We start from the raw sequence: 790 nt of genomic DNA, 5'->3' as shown, positions 1-790 counted from the left end.
GGTCGCACGGGGCCCCCGCAGGGGGGCGGGCATGGGGCGCACGGACCGTGCGCGCGGAGCGGGGGCTCCGCACCCAGGGAGGTGGACCGTTGACGCACGGCCCGCCATGCCCGTCGGCAGTTTCTGATTTTGGTGGAGGGGGGTTGTGCGTCAGTTCTGCATGGCGGCAACAATGCCCGCCAAATCCGCACTCATCCGGCGCACATCATCCATGGCGGCGCCAATGCCGCGCAGGGCGGCCCCGGTTTCGTCGGCGGCAGCGCGAATCTCGGTGGTGGAACGGGCAATCTGCTCGCTGGCGGCGGACTGCTGTTCGCTGGCCGTGGCGATGGCCCGCACCCGGTCCGCCGTGTCGGTGGCAATGTGGTGGATGGCCGCCAGGGCCTCGCCCGCGCCCGATGCCAGTTGCGTGGCCCGCCCCGCGATGGCCGTGGTTTCTTCCGTGGCGCGCACGCTGCGACCGGAACTTTCCCGGATGGCCCGCACGAACTCCTCCACCTCGCGAGTGGCGGTCATGGTCTTTTCGGCCAGCTTGCGCACTTCGTCGGCCACCACGGCAAATCCCCGCCCGGCGTCCCCGGCGCGCGCCGCCTCGATGGCGGCGTTGAGCGCCAGCAGGTTGGTCTGGTCGGCGATGTCGCTGATGACCCCGGCAATGCGCCCGATGCCCTCGGCCTTGCCCGCAAGGTCGCCCATTTCTGCCCGCAGGTTGCGGGCCGTCTCGTCCACCTCGGCAATGGCGGCCACGGCGCGTTGCACCACCTCGCGCCCTTCGGCGGCGCGGCGCAGG

Annotated in this window: 1 protein-coding gene; it reads right to left on the bottom strand. The window is 71.9% G+C overall.

The window, feature by feature from the left end; genetic code table 11:
- Window positions 1–150 precede the first annotated feature (150 nt).
- The coding region (locus FVW27_RS17785; RefSeq protein WP_243838554.1) for a methyl-accepting chemotaxis protein at window positions 151–790 on the bottom strand (640 nt) is incomplete at its 5' end.

Source organism: Nitratidesulfovibrio liaohensis (assembly GCF_011682075.1).
GTDB classification, from domain to species: domain Bacteria; phylum Desulfobacterota; class Desulfovibrionia; order Desulfovibrionales; family Desulfovibrionaceae; genus Cupidesulfovibrio; species Cupidesulfovibrio liaohensis.
This window is presented reverse-complemented; position numbering and strand designations above follow the sequence as displayed.